General features: G+C 47.6%; 17 protein-coding genes. 6 read left to right on the top strand and 11 right to left on the bottom strand.

The window, feature by feature from the left end; genetic code table 11:
• Positions 1-54: 54 nt before the first annotated feature.
• Positions 55-774 carry an osmolarity response regulator transcription factor OmpR gene (gene ompR, locus DPF91_RS16995; RefSeq protein ID WP_117235638.1) on the bottom strand — a complete coding sequence of 240 codons (720 nt, stop codon included), beginning with the start codon at positions 772-774 and terminating at the stop codon, positions 55-57.
• A 208-nt stretch (positions 775-982) separates the two neighbouring features.
• On the opposite strand from ompR, the gene greB reads away from it, so the two are divergent.
• A complete protein-coding gene (gene greB, locus DPF91_RS16990) occupies positions 983-1,459 on the top strand; it encodes a transcription elongation factor GreB (protein ID WP_117235637.1) in 477 nt (158 codons plus the stop codon).
• A gap of 133 nt (positions 1,460-1,592) precedes the next feature.
• Here greB and DPF91_RS16985 read toward each other — a convergent pair whose 3' ends face one another.
• The gene (locus DPF91_RS16985) at positions 1,593-3,482 is read right to left on the bottom strand and encodes a putative ATP-dependent zinc protease (RefSeq protein ID WP_117235636.1); all 1,890 of its coding nucleotides are present in this window, start codon (positions 3,480-3,482) and stop codon (positions 1,593-1,595) included.
• 182 nt (positions 3,483-3,664) lie between these two features.
• Between DPF91_RS16985 and DPF91_RS16980 the strand changes: the two genes are divergently transcribed.
• Positions 3,665-5,989 carry a Tex family protein gene (locus tag DPF91_RS16980; RefSeq protein WP_117235635.1) on the top strand — a complete coding sequence of 775 codons (2,325 nt, stop codon included), beginning with the start codon at positions 3,665-3,667 and terminating at the stop codon, positions 5,987-5,989.
• Between the two features lie 68 nt (positions 5,990-6,057).
• On the opposite strand, the gene DPF91_RS16975 is transcribed toward DPF91_RS16980, so the two are convergent.
• Both DPF91_RS16975 and bioH read right to left on the bottom strand, forming a co-directional pair.
• On the bottom strand, positions 6,058-6,522 hold the full coding sequence (locus tag DPF91_RS16975) for an ATP-dependent Lon protease (protein ID WP_117235634.1): 465 nt from the start codon (positions 6,520-6,522) through the stop codon (positions 6,058-6,060).
• A 101-nt stretch (positions 6,523-6,623) separates the two neighbouring features.
• Positions 6,624-7,421 carry a pimeloyl-ACP methyl ester esterase BioH gene (gene bioH, locus DPF91_RS16970; protein WP_117235633.1) on the bottom strand — a complete coding sequence of 266 codons (798 nt, stop codon included), beginning with the start codon at positions 7,419-7,421 and terminating at the stop codon, positions 6,624-6,626.
• Between the two features lie 84 nt (positions 7,422-7,505).
• On the opposite strand from bioH, the gene DPF91_RS16965 reads away from it, so the two are divergent.
• From DPF91_RS16965 to cysQ, 4 genes are all read left to right on the top strand, one after another.
• Entirely contained in the window at positions 7,506-8,231 is a 726-nt protein-coding gene (locus tag DPF91_RS16965; RefSeq protein WP_117235632.1) for a ComF family protein, read from the top strand.
• A gap of 107 nt (positions 8,232-8,338) precedes the next feature.
• Positions 8,339-8,926 (top strand): Fe-S biogenesis protein NfuA, encoded by a 588-nt coding sequence (nfuA, locus tag DPF91_RS16960; protein ID WP_117235631.1) that lies wholly within the window; start codon positions 8,339-8,341, stop codon positions 8,924-8,926.
• A 208-nt stretch (positions 8,927-9,134) separates the two neighbouring features.
• Positions 9,135-9,695 (top strand): ADP compounds hydrolase NudE, encoded by a 561-nt coding sequence (nudE, locus tag DPF91_RS16955; RefSeq protein WP_117235630.1) that lies wholly within the window; start codon positions 9,135-9,137, stop codon positions 9,693-9,695.
• An 82-nt stretch (positions 9,696-9,777) separates the two neighbouring features.
• Positions 9,778-10,605 (top strand): 3'(2'),5'-bisphosphate nucleotidase CysQ, encoded by an 828-nt coding sequence (gene cysQ / locus DPF91_RS16950; RefSeq protein WP_117235629.1) that lies wholly within the window; start codon positions 9,778-9,780, stop codon positions 10,603-10,605.
• 83 nt (positions 10,606-10,688) lie between these two features.
• Here the strand turns inward: cysQ and DPF91_RS16945 are convergent, their stop codons facing one another.
• From DPF91_RS16945 to gspH, 7 genes are read right to left on the bottom strand one after another with little or no spacing between them, the layout of a single operon-like run.
• Positions 10,689-11,465, bottom strand: a complete 777-nt coding sequence (locus DPF91_RS16945) for a type II secretion system protein N (protein ID WP_117235628.1) — start codon at positions 11,463-11,465, stop codon at positions 10,689-10,691.
• Positions 11,466-11,496: 31 nt separating this feature from the next.
• On the bottom strand, positions 11,497-12,000 hold the full coding sequence (locus tag DPF91_RS16940; protein WP_117235627.1) for a type II secretion system protein M: 504 nt from the start codon (positions 11,998-12,000) through the stop codon (positions 11,497-11,499).
• A 2-nt stretch (positions 12,001-12,002) separates the two neighbouring features.
• Complete coding sequence (gene gspL, locus DPF91_RS16935; RefSeq protein WP_117235626.1) at positions 12,003-13,232, bottom strand: type II secretion system protein GspL; 1,230 nt, start codon at positions 13,230-13,232, stop codon at positions 12,003-12,005.
• Entirely contained in the window at positions 13,204-14,238 is a 1,035-nt protein-coding gene (gene gspK / locus DPF91_RS16930) for a type II secretion system minor pseudopilin GspK (RefSeq protein WP_117235625.1), read from the bottom strand. Before gspK ends, gspL begins: the two co-directional genes overlap by 29 nt.
• Positions 14,231-14,878: a type II secretion system minor pseudopilin GspJ gene (gspJ, locus tag DPF91_RS16925; RefSeq protein WP_117235624.1), complete on the bottom strand. Its 648-nt coding sequence runs from the start codon at positions 14,876-14,878 to the stop codon at positions 14,231-14,233. The genes gspK and gspJ overlap by 8 nt, the downstream gene beginning before the upstream one ends.
• A complete protein-coding gene (gene gspI / locus DPF91_RS16920; protein ID WP_241033848.1) occupies positions 14,865-15,236 on the bottom strand; it encodes a type II secretion system minor pseudopilin GspI in 372 nt (123 codons plus the stop codon). The genes gspJ and gspI overlap by 14 nt, the downstream gene beginning before the upstream one ends.
• Entirely contained in the window at positions 15,233-15,850 is a 618-nt protein-coding gene (gene gspH / locus DPF91_RS16915; protein WP_117235623.1) for a type II secretion system minor pseudopilin GspH, read from the bottom strand. The genes gspI and gspH overlap by 4 nt, the downstream gene beginning before the upstream one ends.
• Between the last annotated feature and the right edge of the window lie 8 nt (positions 15,851-15,858).

Raw genomic sequence — 15,858 nt, 5'->3', positions numbered from 1 at the left:
AATAAAAAAGCGAGCGCCTCTAGGAACTAGAATCAGGCACTCGCTCTCATTCGATTAGGCTTTTTTACCGTCCGGTACGAACACGTAACCTAAGCCCCAAACCGTTTGAATATAGCGAGGTTTGCTTGGGTCTTCTTCAAGCATGCGGCGCAAGCGAGAAATCTGCACGTCGATTGAACGCTCCATCGCGGAATATTCACGGCCACGCGCCATATTCATCAGCTTGTCGCGAGACATTGGCTCACGTGCATTCGTTACCAATGACTTCAGTACAGCAAACTCACCAGAAGTGAGTGGCATTGGCTCTTCACCGCGGAACATCTCACGAGTACCCAGGTTCAGAGTAAAGTCACCGAACTCTACGATAGACTCTTCTGAGCTTGGTGCACCCGGCGCTTCAACCACTTGGCGACGCAGTACCGCTTTAATACGCGCAAGCAGTTCACGTGGGTTGAACGGTTTTGGTAAGTAATCATCAGCGCCAACTTCCAAACCAACGATACGGTCAACTTCATCACCTTTAGCGGTTAGCATTAGTATCGGCAGCATGTTATTGGCATTACGTAGACGGCGACAGATAGACAGACCATCTTCACCAGGTAGCATGAGGTCCAACACCATTAGGTGAAAAGTCTCACGAGTTAATAAGCGATCCATCTGCTCACTGTTCGCAACACTACGAACTTGAAATCCTTGTTCTGACAGGTAGCGCTCAAGCAATGCACGTAGGCGCGCATCATCATCAACGACTAAAATCTTATGGTTTTCTTGCATCTGGGTTCCACCTAATTATCAGAATGGGTGCTAAAGCAATGATTGTAATGGCTCGTTCTGCCGTTAAATTTAGCTCAAGTCAAAATGTAACATTAGTATGCGCTAAGCAGGACGAAGAATTGTTAACGTTTGTATCATTTTTGGCTACTCTAGAACGAATACCAATATATTTATATTAGCAAGACTAATAAAAAGTAACGTCAAGATAATGAAAACTAACCTAATTACTCGTGAAGGCTACGATCGTTTAAAGCAAGAGCTCGACTTCTTATGGCGAGAAGAGCGACCAGAAGTCACTAAAAAAGTCACTTGGGCAGCCAGCCTGGGAGATCGCTCCGAAAATGCGGATTATCAGTACAATAAGAAGCGTCTGCGCGAAATTGACCGCAGAGTTCGCTACCTGCGTAAGCGCTTAGACCAGGTTAAGGTCGTCGATTACTCCCCTCAACAAGAGGGCAAGGTGTTCTTTGGCGCATGGGTTGAGATCGAGAACGACAATGGCGATGTCAAAAGCTTCCGCATCGTTGGCCCTGACGAAATCTATGGTGGAGTGAAAGACTATATATCTATCGACTCACCAATGGCCCGTTCACTATTAAAAAAAGAGGTCGACGAGGACTTCGTGGTGAGAACCCCGGAAGGGGAGAAAGAGTGGTTCGTGAATAAGATTTGGTATAAAGACTGAAGTTCCTAGATAGGGCTGAGCCTAGTTCCTAGACGCACAAAGCTAATGCTAATGCTAATGCTAATGCTAATGCTAATGCTAATGCTAAATACAAAACTCTAGGAACTAGGAACTAGGAACCAGTAACTAGGTGTTACTTACCTAGAATATAACGATCATCACTGCTCACCACCACGCCGTAGCGCAGGAAGTTCTTGCCAAGAATCATGCTGTATTCGAAGCGAGAGCGGTCTTGTAGATTCACTCGGACGGTTTCTCGAATATCGCCTAGTTGAACGTCCATCATCACGACAGGGCGAACATTGTCCTCTTCTCCGTCTTTACCACGGATGGTCATAGTATCCACTAGGCGGCGTTCAAACTTCTGCTCATCACCATCATCATTCTTATAGGTGAAGCTCACCATATCAACGCCATCTTGATTGTACTGCTTGATATCAAGGGCATTCATAGACGAGACATCGGCACCCGTATCGAGCTTCACAGGGAAGTTCAAGCCTTCAACTCGTGCTTTTTCAATGTAACCAGCTTTGATTAGGTCATGTGGAACCAACAGATTTGTCGTGCGCGTATTGATTACCACACCATCTTTGTCCATCTTACGCCCCATGTGCAGCACTGGCTCTAGGTTCCCTTCAGATAAACGGTCGAGTGCCACTTCTAGCTCTGATTGACCCTTGCGAGTCTTCAGGTCCACTTTAACGATAGGACGAACTTGCTCACCGATGCGGATCTTACGCTCAACACGCTTAACGACTTTTTTGTTCTCATCGTTATCTTTTGGCATGTAGAAGGTTGCCGTTTCGCCTTTGTTAGCACTTGAGATTTCGTAGTCTTGAACGCGAAGTACTGGTGTATTAATACCTAAAGAAGGGACTGCGAGTACTTCAACACCGTCTAGTTCAGCGACTTCTTCAGGAGAGATCATCGTCGTCACACGCTCTTTATCGAAATTTTGGAACTCAACATCATCGCCATCCAACATGTACTTATCTTTTGAATACATCATGAAGTGTTGGCTTAGATTATTAGCACCAATACGCAACTGGGTTGAGCTCTTTGTGCGATCTTTTAGGTACATCAACATCTGCTCATCGAACTCATCACCCATTTTCACTGGCATAAAGATCAATGGACGTTGCTCGCCACTCATTGAAAGCATACGCACAATTGGGCGCGTCATGGTTTCGCGGTTGCCTTCTTTGTCGATCAGATCAAAGGTCACTTTGTCCTTAGCTTTATTGACCTTCACGTTCTGCGCATTGATGTTTGAGTACGTAGAGCTGGTTGAAAAACTCACTTCCATTGGCATATCAAACACTGTCGCTCGTTCTTGGCGACCAACAACCAATGCATCTGGCTGCTCTTGTAGGTAGTCATAACCTGCGTACACCCAAGCATTCTCCTTAAGGAACGTCTTACCGATAAGGATTGGTGCAGAGAAATGGCCACGCTCTGTCAGGCTTACATCGGTGTTCACCGTCAAGTCTGCAATGTTGAGAGGCGCATTGATTACTGGACGATACAACGGCTCTACACTGGTGCGACTGCGAACAACACTGATGCGGTGCAATGGACGCTTAAGTTTCACCTTTTCACCGGTGTACGGATGCCAAAGCTCATATTCGACAAAGGCTTGTAGGTTGCGCTCTGGTGTCTCGAAGCTCTTTAGCCACCAGTTGCTCTTGCTACCACCAAACTCATCAATGATAGCCTTCATCAGCGGCTTATCTTTCAACCCCTTATACTTAGGGTTCTCACTGTAGACGTGGATATTTTCAGCGTGCATAGAGGTGGTGTCTGCACCCGTATCAATTTTTCCAGCAAAAGGAATGCCTTCCAACTCAGGAATATCAGCGTAATAGACGTGCTCCAAACGTCCTAGTACCGTCTTGTCGTCTAAGTGGTACGCAGGGTTTTGAGTTGTAAAGTCAGTTTGACTAGAAGAAGCGGCGTTAGCCATAGTGCTATGTCCCATAAATGTGGCAAGCGAGATCGCAAGCGTGAGGGAGAGTTTATTCATTCTCTATTTCCTTTAGAAAGTGACTCTATTCCATTGAAATTATTAATTAAGCGTACTCAAAAAAGCCTATGAATGACAAATAATTAACCGAAATATTTCCACTCTAGGACATACACCTAGATTTTTGGGGCATCCTACCCCATATAGAGCCTTAAGATTGAAATAAAAAAGAGAATACACGGATGAGCCAAGCAATCTGTCAGCAAATTGCAAGCGAATTAAACGTACGTGCGGACCAAGTCAATGCCGCCGTAAATCTGATTGATGATGGCAACACAGTGCCATTTATTGCGCGTTACCGTAAAGAGGTCACCGGTGGCCTTGATGACACCCAACTGCGTAACCTAGATAACCGCCTATCTTACCTCCGTGAACTTGAAGAGCGTCGTCAAACCATCCTGAAGTCAATCCAAGACCAAGGAAAAATGACTCCAGAGCTAGAAAAAGAAATCACCGGTGCAGACAGCAAAACGCGTCTTGAAGACCTTTACCTACCCTACAAACCAAAGCGCCGTACCAAGGGTCAGATCGCTATTGAGGCAGGTTTAGAACCACTGGCCGACCTATTATGGACTCAACCAGAGAACCAACCAGAAACCGCAGCAGAACAATACATCAATGCCGACAAAGGCATTGCCGATAGCAAAGCGGCGCTAGATGGTGCTCGCGCTATCATCATGGAGCGTATTGCAGAAGACGCGAACCTGCTTGAAAAGATTCGTCAGCACCTAACCCGTAATGCTGAGCTAGTATCGCGCGTAGTAGATGGTAAAGAACAAGCCGGTGAGAAGTTTAAAGACTACTTCGAACACAACGAAGCGATCAGCAAGGTACCTTCACACCGCGCACTAGCCATGCTTCGTGGCCGCAACGAAGGCTTCTTACAGCTTTCTATGAATGCAGATCCAGAGCAAGACGAAAGCATTCGCACGTCTTACTGCGAAGATATCATTGCAAACCATTACGGTATCCACCTGAGCCAAGCTCCAGCGGATACATGGCGCAAACAAGTCATTAGCTGGGCATGGCGCATCAAGGTATCGATGCACATGGAAACTGAGCTAATGGGTGCGATGAAAGAGCGAGCGGAAATCGAAGCGATTGACGTATTCGCAACCAACCTTAAAGACCTATTGATGGCAGCGCCGGCTGGCCCTCGTGCCACACTCGGTCTTGACCCTGGTCTACGTACTGGCTCTAAGATTGCTGTTGTTGACTCTACAGGTAAGGTGCTCACCACAGAAACCATCTACCCTCACCCACCACAAAAGCAATACGACAAATCGATGCAAGTGGTCGATCGCCTAGTTCGTCAGTTCAATGTTGATCTGATTGCAATTGGAAATGGCACTGCCTCTCGTGAAACCGATAGCTTCGTCGCTGACGTGATCAAAACGGGTAACCACAAGGTACAGAAGATCATCGTGAGTGAAGCCGGTGCATCGGTATACTCCGCTTCTGAATTAGCAGCGAAAGAGTTCCCGAACATGGATGTATCGCTGCGCGGTGCAGTATCTATCGCTCGTCGCTTGCAAGACCCATTGGCAGAGCTCGTTAAAATTGACCCGAAATCGATCGGTGTTGGCCAATACCAGCACGATGTAAGTCAAAGCATGCTAGCTAAACGCCTTGATGCGGTCGTGGAAGACTGTGTAAACGCCGTGGGTGTTGATGTAAACACTGCATCAGCGGCCCTATTGACTCGCGTTGCCGGCCTATCGAGCACCATTGCACAGAACATTGTGGATTACCGCGATGAAAATGGGCGTTTTGAAGCGCGTACAACTTTGAAGAAGGTAGCACGCCTTGGCCCTAAAGCGTTTGAGCAGTGTGCTGGCTTCCTACGTGTGATGGATGGTAAAAACCCACTTGATGCGTCTGCCGTTCACCCAGAAGCTTACCCTGTGGTTAAGAATATCTCTGAGAAAAACAGCAAAGATATCAAAGCACTGATCGGTAATACCGAGTTCCTACGCAACCTAAAGGCGTTGGACTACACCGATGACAACTTTGGTGTTCCAACCGTAAGCGACATCATCAAAGAACTGGATAAGCCGGGTCGAGACCCTCGCCCTGAGTTTAAAACTGCAACCTTTGCCGATGGCGTTAACCAAGTCTCTGACCTTGAGCCAGGTATGATCCTCGAAGGCGTTGTATCCAACGTGGCAAACTTCGGTGCATTTGTCGATATCGGTGTCCATCAGGATGGTCTCGTTCACATTTCAGCACTGACTGATCGCTTTGTTTCAGATCCTCGAGAGGTCGTGAAAGCCGGTGATATCGTGAAAGTGAAGGTGATGGAAGTCGACGTACAGCGTAAGCGTATCGGTCTTTCTATGCGCCTCAATGATGAACCTGGCAGCAGTGCGCCACGTGGACAGAGCAGCGGACAAAACAAACGAGATAATGCATCTCGTCAACGCAAAGAACCTCGTCGCAATGAGCCGGCACAGAATGGTGCCATGGGTGGTGCGTTTGCAGCGGCATTTGCTAAAGCGAAGAAGTAATAAAGAACCTAGAGTACGAGTGCCTAGCTCCTAGATTTTCTAGGCACTAGGAACTCCTTCCTAGGATCTTATAACACCGCAATTACGTCTGAAGGCGTATGCGGCGCAACGGCGTGTCCATAGTGATACTTGATCACGACACGCCTTTTTTCTATCACGGTCTGCATGATGGCAGCCTCGAGCACCTTTTTAGGTAGCTTGAAACGCATGGTATAGCCTTTACCTTGTGACTCACTGTAAGAGCTTAACGCGAGCAGTTCAAACAGCCTATCCATCGGGCCTTTTTCTGGCTCTTCAATGATGGACTTTTCTTCCTCATGCACATCATACTCTGGGTGCTCTGAAGGGTCCCACGCCGATTGTTTACGGCGCTTATCATCTGCTTTGACCTTGCGCTCAGCATTAGCCTTAGCGAGCTCAACCGTTGGTTGAATCGGCTCACGAACCTTATTATCTCGCGCCGCTTGCTCTGTCTGAACGTTTACCGAAGGGGTTATCAACGGCACACTGACCGAATTGGGTGAAACAATCACAAAACCTCCCTCATGTAATCAATCGTATTGTCTCAGTAGTTCCTTTATCGACCAAGTTGCATAAAAATTTAGCGAATTTTTAACAAAATAACAGCGCGACTTTATAATGCAAAACGCGATACCTGAGCACAAAACTCTTGATGTTCAGTCATAAAAGGGGCGTGAGAAGACTCGGAAAACACAAAACACTCTGTGTGAGGCAATTGTAGATTAAGCTCCTTGCTCACTTTGAGAGGAACTAATCCATCTAAGCGACCATAAAGCCTTAGCATCGGGGATTGAATCTGCTCCAAAGCATCACGCAAATCGACTTCAGCCAAGATCTTTAATCCTGCCAATAACGAACGAGGGTTAGGCTCTGGTCGAGAGAAAACAGCCTGCTTTAACTGCTTAACATCCTGTCGCGCAGAAGGGCTGCCCATTGCTTGCAACGCCATGAAGCGCTCGACGGTTAACTTAAAGTCATCAATCAACTGATCGGTAAAAGCGGTGAGTACTTGAGGCTGAATACCACGCCACGCAGCTTTACTGATACCACTCTCGTTAATTGAGGCTTTCTCAGCTGCAAACTTAGGTGAGCTCGCAACCGTAATCAGTTTATTCACTCGATTTGGATGATGAATCGCTACATAGCTTGCCACCAACCCGCCCAATGACCAGCCTAACCAGGTCGCTTTCTCTGGTGCTTGTGCAAGCACTTGGTTGGCAATATCCGCCAGGTCCTCACCGTGGCTTTCAGCGCTATGTCCATATCCAGGTAGATCGACAATGTGCAGAGTAAAATGTTGGGACAATTGCTCTGCAGCCTGTTGCCATACCGCACCATTCATTCCCCAACCATGGATCATCACCAAATCAGGGCCGCTACCGAGTGTCTGCCAGTATAAAGATGTGCTCATTGTCCAATTACCTACTACTAAATCCATCAATCCAATTTGGCTCTCATTGCTACCGTAACTGTTGTTCTAAACAGGAGGCTCGCCATGAATTTCATCAACCGTATATGGCAGCATTGTGCCAGTCAATGCCAATTGTGTGGTCTAACCTTATCCGATAGGGACCAACACTCGCTATGGTGCAACGATTGTATTGAACACGCCTTTCCTCAACAGTCACGCTGCTCACAGTGCGGGTTGAAGACCTCTATTCCTTTAGCTCAATGCGGAGAGTGTTTAAAGTCCCCACCGCCATGGCGAACGCTTACCTGCATCGGAGATTATCACCAGCCACTCTCGGGTTACGTACAGCAACTCAAGTATCACGATAAGCTTCATTTCGCGGAGGTATTATCACCACTGCTCGCAGAAAAAATAGGCTCACCAGCCACACTTATTACCTCGGTACCCATGCGCTGGCGACGCTATTTGTGGCGAGGCTACAACCACAGTCATATCCTCGCCAAACACCTTCATAGACAGTTCGTTCAAGCAGGTATCGATTGTCAGTACCAACGGCTCTTCACCCGAGTAAAGGCAACACCCACACAGCAAGGACTGAACAAACAAGCACGACTATCCAACTTAAACCAAGCCTTCCTCTTGAGAAAAGAAGCGCTCGCCCATATAAAAAACCATGAGCATGTGGCCATTGTTGATGATGTAGTGACCACAGGCAGTACAACTCGACAGTTATGCCAACTTCTACTTGAAGTAGGGGTTAAAACCATTGATATTTACTGCCTATGCCGAACTCCTGAGCCTAGCTCATAATAAGTTATGACTTTTCTGACGGTAATTTATTATGAAAAAGAGTGGATCGTATCCAACTCAGGAGTAGAATAGAGCCAATAACCTACAAAATTACTCAGGTATTCGTCGTGTCAAATCCTATTACTATTACAGAGACTGCACAGTCTCACTTTGCTAACCTTCTTGGTCAGCAACCTGAAGGTACAAACATTCGTGTTTTCGTTGTAAACCCAGGTACTCAAAATGCTGAGTGTGGTGTGTCTTACTGCCCACCTGAAGCTGTGGAAGCGACGGATACTGAATTTGAATACGGTCCATTCTCTGCATTTGTAGATGAGCTGAGCCTGCCATTCCTTGAAGAAGCAGAAATTGACTTCGTTACCGATAAAATGGGTTCTCAACTAACGCTTAAAGCACCTAACGCGAAGATGCGTAAAGTGTCTGATGACGCTCCACTCGTTGAACGAGTAGAGTATGCAATCCAAACTCAAGTGAACCCGCAACTTGCTGGTCACGGTGGTCACGTAAACCTCGTTGAAATCACTGATGACGGCATCGCTATCGTCGCATTCGGTGGTGGTTGTAACGGTTGCTCAATGGTAGACGTAACACTGAAAGAAGGTATCGAGAAAGAACTTCTACAGCAGTTCGACGGTGAGCTAACAGCGGTACGCGATGCAACCGAGCACGACCGTGGTGAGCACTCGTACTACTAGAAACTAGAAACTAGAAACTAGAAACTAGAAACTAGAAACTAGAAACTAGAAACTAGAAACTAGAAACTAGAAACTACTAAAACAGGATTGGTGTGAGAACATCAATCCTTTTTGTTTTTTAGGCTCCATAAAAATTCGTCTCTAGGATCTGCCGGTCATTTCCCCTATATTAATAACCACGCAATCAAACGCTAAGGAGCGAGCGAACATGACGAAAAGGATTAAGCCAACCATTTTGGCTACTGAAACCGTCGCTCAATCAAGATTATTTGCTGTGGAATCGATGGACCTACGTTTTTCAAACGGAGTCGAACGTACCTACGAACGCATGAAGCCAAGCAATCGCCATGCAGTGATGATGGTGCCGGTGACGGCATCGGGTGACCTACTCTTAGTTCGTGAATACGCTGCAGGCACAGAGAGCTACGAGCTTGGATTTCCAAAAGGTCTTATCGATCCTGGAGAGAGCCCAGAACAAGCAGCTGACCGAGAACTAAAAGAAGAGATTGGTTTGGGTTGTAAGCAACTTACCCCTCTCAAGCAGGTAATTTTGGCGCCTTCCTACTTTTCCAGCAAAATGACCTTATTTCTCGCTCAAGATCTCTATGAAGAGAAACTTGAAGGCGATGAACCAGAACCGCTAGAAGTCGTACGTTGGCCGTTAGCACAAGCAGAAGAGCTGCTGTACCACCTCGATTTTAGTGAAGCACGGAGTATCACGGCTTTGATGATGGCACTTCGTCATCCAGCACTGAGCAATCAGTTATAAAGAAATCAGCTGTAAAAAGTCAGCAATAAAAAATGGCTCTACACCGGGCCAGCTCTACCGAAGAAATGAAAGGATTATCTGAATGGCTACCTCGCAAGATCTTTCGCACCTACTTCCTAATGTCATTGAAGTTGCTCGCGCTGCGGGTCAGCTCATTTTAGATATCTATGAAAACAAGCAGTACGAAGCCTTCACCAAAAGTGATGAGACACCTGTCACCAGCGCCGATCTTGCTGCGCACAAGTTTATCGTCGAGCGCTTAAGCAACTTAACACCAGATATCCCTGTACTCTCTGAGGAGGCAGCCGATATCAGTCTAGAGAAACGCGCTCAGTGGAGTCGTTACTGGTTGGTTGACCCGCTAGACGGTACGCAGGAGTTCATCGCTCGCAGCGGCGACTTCGCCACTATTATTGCTTTGGTTGAAAACAATGAGCCGATCATGGGCGTGGTTTATGGTCCTGTTTCTGGCGTGACCTACTACGCCTATAAAGGTAAAGGGGCGTGGAAGATCCCTGATATGAACGAGAGCGTGCGTATCAAGACCCACAAACATGAACATCAGAGTCAATCCATCGCCATGGCGATCAGCCGCCGCCAAGATATCAACTCTATCACCACCCGCTTAAGTTCCGCTTGGAACTATGAGCTTGTTCCACTTGGCTCTGCTGCACTCAAAGCCTGCCTTGTGGCTGAGGGTGCCGTGGATTGTTACCTACGATTAGGCCCAACGGGAGAGTGGGATACGGCCGCAACTCAATGCATCACCCAAGAGGCTGGTGGTCGCATTCTTAGCACCCAACTAGAACCCCTGTCATACAACGAACGCGAAACCCTAGAGAATCCGAACTTCATTGTACTTGGTGATGAGAATTTACCGTGGGACGAGATTTTGCAGAATAAGGGATAGAAGATCTGAGGTCGCTTCGCTACGAGAACGGACTTCGTCCTAGAGAGCTCGGATATTTCTAGTTCCTAGCATCAACCTAGGAACTAGAGCTTACCACTAAAATTAAACTCATACTGCCCATTACCATTTGGGTTACCCAACCACTTGAGCTGCGATTGCATGGCGCTTGGAAACTCTGATTTTGGTTTGAACCAGGCGCTGGTTTGGTAACTGCCATTCGGGGTTAGGCTTGCGGTAAATTCGCTTTCAGTTTGACTGTTATTCTGCCCGCCTGCTGCGCTTAGTACGCCCTCTTCACAGCGAAGATCAGCGATAACTGGACCAAATTCTAACTCACCAACAGGGGTACCCAGTTTGTTGGCGACCCATGCTAGGTTACCCTCGCCAGAAGCACACTGCATTGCTGAATCAAATTGAGCCGATTTTACTGATAGTTCGATCTGGCCTTCAATATCCAGAGGGACGGGGACAGGAAGACGTGATTCAATGTGACTCGCAGGCAAAGATAAGGTTGTATTCTGCACAGAAAGGCCTGAGAGCCCATAACCAGCGTTGCCTCGCCCTCGCAGTGCTAACTCACTGCCACGGCCAAACCTAAGAGCGTATTCCGCGTTGCCCGTAAACAATTGAGACCACTCAAAACTCCAATTGATCTCTCCAAGGTGAAGACGACCCGTTTGGCGAGAGTTCCACTCAACCGAAGAAGCCTTGCCCTGCCATACAGTCCCTTCCACGCCTGCGAGTTTCAGCTCTCTTGGCATAGGTAGCTGAGAAAGCACAAAAGACATCGGCAGGTAATAGAAAAAACCGGCAGTGAAGACCAACACAAAGCTGATGATGTATAGGCTGATTCGTTTCATGGACCAAGCTCTTTATTTTTTAACTGATTGGTTAGCGACTGAACTGAAGGCGATTAACTTCAATCACCCCTGGCTTATCTGTCTCTTCAATGTCGAGAAACGCTACGGAAATACCCTGCTTTTCTTGCAAGAAGGTTAACCAATTTATCAACTGATCAAAGCTTAATGGCTGCACCCACACCTGCAACATCTCACCACGAGGCTGTACACGAATAAGCTCAACGCGATACTGACTGGCAGTACGGCTAATCACCTGGTTTAGCGGCTGGTTGGAGGTAGCAACAGTACTGCCTGAACCACGCTGAGCCACTATACTGTCAGCCTTACCTTGTACCCAGCTCAATAATTGACGCTCTGATACCAAGCGAGCCTCTGCCTGTGCAGCTCTTGTATTCAAGGGTTGAATCAACCCCCAGTAGACTGCGACAAACGCAGTCACTACAGCTGCGGCTATCACTAAACGTTGTTCACGTTGCGAGATGGATTGCCACCAGCTTGACGCTTTCTCTTTCCATGGAGCGATGATGCTACTCATTATTATTCCTTCTCCGTTAAGACAAAGCTGCCCACGACCTGGGTGCCACTACGATTTAGTTGACCTTGTTCAACCGAGAATTGCTTAGCTAGGTTTTCTCTCGCCACTTCAAAGCTTTGGAAGTCTTTGCTCTTGCCTTGCAAGCGGACTTCACGACGATTACCGTCAAACTTAAGGCTTTGAATGGACATATCCGGAACCTTACCTAATCCCTCAGGTAGACGCTCAACCCAAGACAGGAAGGACGAGCTATTGCCAGAGCCACTCACACGCGCCTCTTCGTCATTCATCTGGCGCTTTAAATAACTCACTGTTGGAATCCGTTCTTTACCAACCATCACCGAGCGGAAGATACGTTCACTCTCGGCGCGATAAGCTGCAGCTTGGGTTTCGGCTTGCGATACTTGCACCACTTTAAGCGAAGTGATGACTGCAACAAGAAATACCGCGGCAACTGCCACTTTCTGCCACACTTTCCAATGCTTAAGCATTGATGATTTAGGCTTATAACTGCCAGTTAGAAGGTTTGCTTTTTGCCCTTCGCTTGTCATTGCGCCAAGTGAAAGCAGCACCATCGGCATCTGTGACAAGTCACTCTCCCAGTTTGATACATCTAACTCATCACCATTTGGGAGTTCAGTAAAGCTCACCACCTGCGCCTGTTCTGCAAGTATCGCTTGCCAATCTTCTGAGCTCGCGAGTAGCGATAACCAATCACTATCAACACTCAGGGTTTGATGCTCACTGCCACGAATTAACCATTGGTCACCTAACTGCAAGGCTGCCACCTTATTCTCAAGTACTGGCAGTGCCAATACGTCAGGAATAACCGCTTTAACTGAAATACCGTGTTGCTTAAATTCTTCTAACCAATCATCAAGTAATGTGCGCTCAATGCCACAAACTGTGGCCACACCTTGAGATTTACTCAAGATTGAAAAGTGCATCTTTTCAATATCTTGTGCTAGGTCATCCTCGAGCATATTTGGCAGTATCTGAGCCAAATTGCGACTACCACCAGCCGGAATCGTTACTTGGTTTAGAGTAACGTCTTGCCCATCAATCAATACCGTCACTGGACGCTGGCGAGCGTAATCGACCAGCTCATAGAGCTTGGACAATGCACTCAACTCACCGCTAGCGATGATCTCTTGTTGCTGGGTGGACCATACTAGCCAATTCACTGGCCTACTTGGATTACTACTAATTCGAACGGTCAGAAATTCGCTCACCGATTCCTCCAAAACGACGCCTTAGCACCGTTAAATTTTCTCTATCTTCACTATGAAGCAAGCTACGGATTCTCACCAACGAGTCTCCAACCTCAATCTTTGCATCAAGCTCAAAATAAGCACTGTCCACTGCTAGGTATGGCTGCGCTTGATCTCTCACTCCACTGCCTAGGGAGGCAATGCTTGCCTCTTGTAGAAATTCTTCTACGCTCTCCCAGCCGTCAAATGGACGACCAGCAATAATATCTTTGGCATTATCAACGCTCAGTTCTGGGGTAAATAATGCACTTAAAATTGGGGCTTGGTGTTCCGCCAACGTATTCACATTGATGGCTAAATCGGTAGACGGCAGCGCACATATTAAAGGTCTTAACTTGGTCATGACCTCACCCGACACCTGATAGATAGCTCTCAGCTCACTCTCATCCGCCAACATTTGGTTTGCAGTCATATACGCAGGTGAGAACGACTCATAGGTTGCATCTTCAACCCCAGTGCTGCTCTGCACCGTATTGTTTTCATCGGTAAATTCCCATAGGGAGTCAGCGATAACCTCGGCTTGAAATGGCTCGACATCCACCTCTTCAAGCATGACACGAAATAGCTCGACAACCTCGGGCCGACTGCTATTGCCTGTTGTGGTTAGGTTGCCCGACAATGCATTCAAGTTGAAGCAAGCCTGTGCATCGTCAATGCGGCCAATCGCAGTACCATAATCCAACGGATAAACCTGCTCCTCTATAGCCCACACCTGACTCATATTGATGGTATCTGCGTCTTCATAACTTTCTCTGATACCGACTTTTGCTAACGCCTCAACCCCCATTGCATACCAATAAGCCTGTTGGTAGTTCACCTGATGCGTTGCACGAGTAAACTGGCTAAACAAGCGCTCTGACATGGTGGCGGCAATCGCCGCCATGATAGCAAGCAGTAACAGTACCACTAACAAAGCGGCGCCCGTTTGCTTGCGTACATTGAGTACTCGAGAGTAAAGCCTACCCATTGTCATTTTCCGAGTCACTCGAACCTAGCGATCCCGCGGGTGTCAGGAAGATCCGCTCGATCACTTGATAATCTTCGAGATCCAATGACACTTTAACGGCTTCTGGCAGCACAAGGTCACCGTTCCACTCATTACTCCAGCTGCCATCAAGGTAAAAACTCATATCAAAGTCATTCACATCGGTTAACAACGGCATAGTCAGAGGCTCTTGCCCTACCGGTGTATCCGAATAGCGCCACCACACTCGCTCTAAAACCGTCCCTTTAAGACGATAGCCAACCTTAGTCACCTCTCCACGAGGAAAGCGCTGCTCCGGGTTGTGCCAGCCAGTGCGCGTAAACATCACGCCTTTGGCATCAGAATCAAGCAGATAGTCTTGCCACATCAAAAGCTGCTCAGAAGGCTCTTCGCCGTTATTGCGAGACGTCCTAAGGGCCATTTGACGAAAGTCGCTGTCCATAAACACAAACGCTCGTTGTAACTCCGCAATACGCTCGGTGCGCTCAGATGAGATTTCATTGGAACGCTGAACCTGATTCACCACCTGATAGGCGCCGACACTCAATGCAGCAAAGATGGCAACAGCAACGAGAACCTCTACCAGAGTAAAACCACTTTGCTGGCGATTACTTTTCGACATAACTGCGCACCGTAATCACTGGGTCTTCTCCTTTCTCCGCCGCTACGCTGACATCAAAGGCGCTCAACAAGCCATCTTGAGTTGGGATTGGTGTGACAGTCCAAAACCATTCCTGCCCAACCAGCTCTTCACTGCCAGAAGAGGCTGTCGTCGCAGAAGTAGAGCCCAACATCACCTCAGCCATTTGGTTATCTAACACCATGGCCGCAAACATCTTTTCTTCAAGGTAGCTCAGGGTATTCAGGTGCTGGCTCACCGAGCGAATAACCGCGATCGATGCCGTGGCAAAGATGGCCAAAGCAACCAGCACTTCAAGTAGGGTCATGCCATAAACTGAACGCTTTATGCTGCCCCTCATTGTTCTAGTTCCTGAGGTGATAGCAACTTCAGTTGGTGGCTCTCACTCATCTGCAAACGCCACTCTGTTTCATCGGTTGTGCTGCCTTTGGGATAAATGCCTAACTGGAATGGCGTCGCCTCTCCGCTTGAAAGCAGTAACAATTGTGGCGTTGGGTAACGTTTTTTATCTTCAAACTCAGCAAACATCTCTTCATCAAACAAAGAGCCCGGCTTAAATAGCCTATCTTCTTGCTGCCAGGCATCACCGCCAACGGCAAAACTTAACGTCAAATCGTCTGGAAGCTGAGCAGTGCTATCTGTTTCATTTCTCGCAAGGCGCGGTAATTCGAGTGGTTGCCAACCGTCACTGGTCAGCTTAAGAAACTGATAGCGAGCATTAGTATCATCGACATACAGACCAAAATCTCGGCCACTCAGTATCGCCTCTTCACCCACCAGCAAGATGCGTTGATATAGCGCCTGTGCCTGCTGTTTAGCTCGATCATCACTACCACTAGGTAAAGTGGTGATCACCGCAACAGAGCTCAATGCCAAGATGACCAAAACCAGCAAGATCTCAATCAGAGTGAAGCCTTGCTGGTGGACACGTGAGTAAAGCACTCTCGCCGTCATGGATGAGA

This window comes from Vibrio maerlii, from assembly GCF_003415655.1.
GTDB classification, from domain to species: Bacteria; Pseudomonadota; Gammaproteobacteria; order Enterobacterales; family Vibrionaceae; genus Vibrio; species Vibrio maerlii.
This window is presented reverse-complemented; position numbering and strand designations above follow the sequence as displayed.

Bases quoted from the DNA above. Each gene is read 5' to 3' on its own strand.
- gspH (WP_117235623.1), bottom strand. From the start codon at position 15,850: ATGACGGCGAGAGTGCTTTACTCACGTGTCCACCAGCAAGGCTTCACT.
- DPF91_RS16945 (WP_117235628.1), bottom strand. From the start codon at position 11,465: ATGAAACGAATCAGCCTATACATCATCAGCTTTGTGTTGGTCTTCACT.
- ompR (WP_117235638.1), bottom strand. From the start codon at position 774: ATGCAAGAAAACCATAAGATTTTAGTCGTTGATGATGATGCGCGCCTA.
- bioH (WP_117235633.1), bottom strand. From the start codon at position 7,421: ATGAGCACATCTTTATACTGGCAGACACTCGGTAGCGGCCCTGATTTG.
- DPF91_RS16940 (WP_117235627.1), bottom strand. From the start codon at position 12,000: ATGAGTAGCATCATCGCTCCATGGAAAGAGAAAGCGTCAAGCTGGTGG.
- gspK (WP_117235625.1), bottom strand. From the start codon at position 14,238: ATGGGTAGGCTTTACTCTCGAGTACTCAATGTACGCAAGCAAACGGGC.
- cysQ (WP_117235629.1), top strand. From the start codon at position 9,778: ATGGCTACCTCGCAAGATCTTTCGCACCTACTTCCTAATGTCATTGAA.
- DPF91_RS16980 (WP_117235635.1), top strand. From the start codon at position 3,665: ATGAGCCAAGCAATCTGTCAGCAAATTGCAAGCGAATTAAACGTACGT.
- greB (WP_117235637.1), top strand. From the start codon at position 983: ATGAAAACTAACCTAATTACTCGTGAAGGCTACGATCGTTTAAAGCAA.
- nudE (WP_117235630.1), top strand. From the start codon at position 9,135: ATGACGAAAAGGATTAAGCCAACCATTTTGGCTACTGAAACCGTCGCT.
- gspI (WP_241033848.1), bottom strand. From the start codon at position 15,236: ATGAGGGGCAGCATAAAGCGTTCAGTTTATGGCATGACCCTACTTGAA.
- gspJ (WP_117235624.1), bottom strand. From the start codon at position 14,878: ATGTCGAAAAGTAATCGCCAGCAAAGTGGTTTTACTCTGGTAGAGGTT.
- DPF91_RS16965 (WP_117235632.1), top strand. From the start codon at position 7,506: ATGAATTTCATCAACCGTATATGGCAGCATTGTGCCAGTCAATGCCAA.
- DPF91_RS16985 (WP_117235636.1), bottom strand. From the start codon at position 3,482: ATGAATAAACTCTCCCTCACGCTTGCGATCTCGCTTGCCACATTTATG.